Below are 2,388 nucleotides of genomic sequence, written 5' to 3' on the forward strand. Positions count from 1 at the left end.
ATGAGGCAACCCGGCCAACGTTCAACAAGCGCCCTCTCTTTCCAACCACAGCGCAGAACAATGGCAAATTGTCGAGGCAACTGCCAAGCTGACATGCCAATTGGCAAATATGATGCAAGCGACTTAGAGCCAGTGCAATTTGAACCCAACCGCCACGATCCAATAATGAAGCAACCCACGAACATTAGTATGTTTTACCGGCTGAGTGATTCATGAACTTGGGCCGACAATGCCGATTTGCTGAAGTACTTAAACGATCTGCCAAAGGGACAAAGAACATAGATCGAAGAAACTTTAAGCCACTGAAATACAAGTAAACATAACGCCGCATTAAGGTGTGAGCAGCGCTTGGCTATACTTGAGCGAAGCGAAACTGCCAAGCGTTGCGAATCACTCTTAAATGCTTTGTTATGTGCAAATTTCCAACAAATGACTGACTTGCTTTACATTGTGGGCAGCACTAACGTTTTGTTTTGTAGGATTAAACCAAATTACATCAATGCCCGCTGTGATTGCTGGCGCAATGTCTTTATCGTATGTGTCCCCAACCATCACAACTGATTTTGGCTCTATGCCTAACACCCCAACTATCTTGTCGAAAAACTCTGGCGTTCCCTTACCAACACCAAGGTTCGCTTTACAGAAGTAGCCTGAGATATATTGTGACAAACCAACTCGGTCAAATGCAGCCTTGATATCAGCTTCTGATGAATCTGCAGCATTTGTGGCAACGTAGACCTTATTGTTTATAGATAGCTTTCTAAGAACCTCAAGAGCCCCATCAACAGCCTGAACCTTCACCCACTCACACATTTTTCCGCTGTGTTCTGGGAAATCGATCATAAGCGTGTCACCCCAGTCAAATAGGTACACCTTGGTCATTTTGCCTCCTTGCACATAACGCCCGGTTAAGGGGCAACCAACGCCACTACCAAGCTTCCGCATAACACCGTAATCATAAAAACCAACGCATAATAAAAATGCCACGCGTTGGTTGTCCCTCTTTAACCGTTTGTTAGGTAAATTAGCCACCACAGACATAAATCATATTTTTACCTTAGAATTTGAAACTAAATATCAGTGCGATTAACTGGGATTTCGTCTGTAAAAGTCCAGCAAACAGTTTTTCCAGAATTGGATTTGCTCATACTAACGAAAACAAGCTTCCCACATGCTTTCTTTTTGAAAACATACGATGCACCACGATCAATATCTAAGCGGTTATCATTTTTCTTTTCTACATTCGGAGTATGCTTAAGCAAAAGCCATTTAGAAGATCTTTGAAAATTATCAAATAGCTTTGTACCTTTGACTTCACCAACTGGAAATCTTGCCCCGTATCTACTCCCGGAAAATTTATCAATGAATGAAAGTTTCATGTACTCTCCATTTACCTAACGCCCGCTTAAGTGGTGAGCAACGCTACCACGACACTTAATTATTACACCGTAAACGCAAAAGCCAAATCAAACAAAAACCGCCAAGCGTTGCGAATCCGTCTTAAAGCGTTTGTTATGTATTATTTTCCTCTATTACCTATAAGAGCGAGGACAATAAACAAAAGCAAGTTTAGACCGACTGGATATAACCCATAAACAACCCAAGCACTCCAATCTGTTGGTAAAAAGTATCCACCAGTCCCGGTAATCAGAGCAAATATCAAACAGCCAATGACGGCATGATGATCATCATTCCGGTTTCCACTAAGCACACTAGGCAAAAATGCCAATGCTGCAATTGCCCAAAGAGCTCCACCAGCTAAAGCCTGCTTAAATTCTTTGCTTACAGTTACATCAAGACCAGAATCAAGAGACGACCTTCCAGTAATATCAACCAATCCACTATGGATGTTCTTTATAACATTCTGTGCCAATGGGTCCTCATGTTTCAACTTACTAGTCTTTTCAAGCAAAGTTACAGCTCTTTCATAGGCGGAAAGTTGATTATTAAATGTTTGAGATTCATAAAAAAAGAACGAGAAACCAATTAACACTAGTAGCGAAAAAAATATCACTAACCTTCGCCACGAAAAATCTGTGGCAAATTTCTCTATAAAATCAAAAATTGGTTGGACCATATTTTAACCTATTCATAACGCCCAATTAAGTAGCCCGAAACGCCCTGGCTGACTTTCTGCATGACGCCGTAAACACAAAACCCAACGAAAACCAAAATCGCCGAGCGTTGAGGGTCTGCTTGAATTGTTTGTTATGTTTTACCACAAATGACTGATTTATTTGGCAAAGAACTGCATTCTTGACCAGATTTTCTGAGCCGAATCACACGACAAAACTCACTTAGCCGCCAGATGCACGGAACACAAAGCGCGTAAGTCCACTTCCCTGCCCAATGAGGCAACCCGACTTCGCTTCAACAAGCGCCCTCTCT

3 protein-coding genes are annotated in these 2,388 nt (G+C 41.9%); all 3 read right to left on the reverse strand.

Annotated elements, in window-relative coordinates; translation table 11 throughout:
- Positions 1-408 precede the first annotated feature (408 nt).
- Positions 409-882, reverse strand: a complete 474-nt coding sequence (locus CDZ87_RS16510; protein WP_100754505.1) for an HAD family hydrolase — start codon at positions 880-882, stop codon at positions 409-411.
- 188 nt (positions 883-1,070) lie between these two features.
- Complete coding sequence (locus CDZ87_RS17095; RefSeq protein WP_142734156.1) at positions 1,071-1,379, reverse strand: hypothetical protein; 309 nt, start codon at positions 1,377-1,379, stop codon at positions 1,071-1,073.
- Positions 1,380-1,519: 140 nt separating this feature from the next.
- Positions 1,520-2,077 (reverse strand): hypothetical protein, encoded by a 558-nt coding sequence (locus CDZ87_RS16520; protein ID WP_100754506.1) that lies wholly within the window; start codon positions 2,075-2,077, stop codon positions 1,520-1,522.
- Positions 2,078-2,388 lie beyond the last annotated feature (311 nt).

Origin of the sequence: Vibrio salilacus, from assembly GCF_002811245.1 — a bacterium.
GTDB lineage: Bacteria > Pseudomonadota > Gammaproteobacteria > Enterobacterales > Vibrionaceae > Vibrio > Vibrio salilacus.